Annotated in this window: 1 protein-coding gene; it reads left to right on the forward strand. The window is 75.0% G+C overall.

What is annotated here, in order from left to right:
* The coding region (locus tag FS882_RS21260) for a hypothetical protein (RefSeq protein WP_187365422.1) at positions 1-236 on the forward strand (236 nt) is incomplete at both ends.

The raw sequence follows: 236 nt of genomic DNA on the forward strand, positions 1-236 counted from the left end.
ATGGCTGACCTGCAGGAACACCCCCGGGGCGACACGGTCGCCGACCCGGTGCTGCCGGTCTACGCGGCCGACGGGGTCTGCCTGACCGACTACGGCCCGGACCCCGTGGTGGCGTTCGGCGGGGCACCCCGGACCGGTGAGCAGCGGCAGATCGAGGCCATCGCCGCGTGCCCGCCCGGACCCGTGCTCGACGCCTGGTTGCGCGGGCTGGACCTGACCGTGCTGGCACCCGCCAT

It is taken from the genome of Cellulosimicrobium cellulans (genome assembly GCF_007679345.1).
GTDB lineage: Bacteria > Actinomycetota > Actinomycetes > Actinomycetales > Cellulomonadaceae > Cellulomonas > Cellulomonas cellulans_A.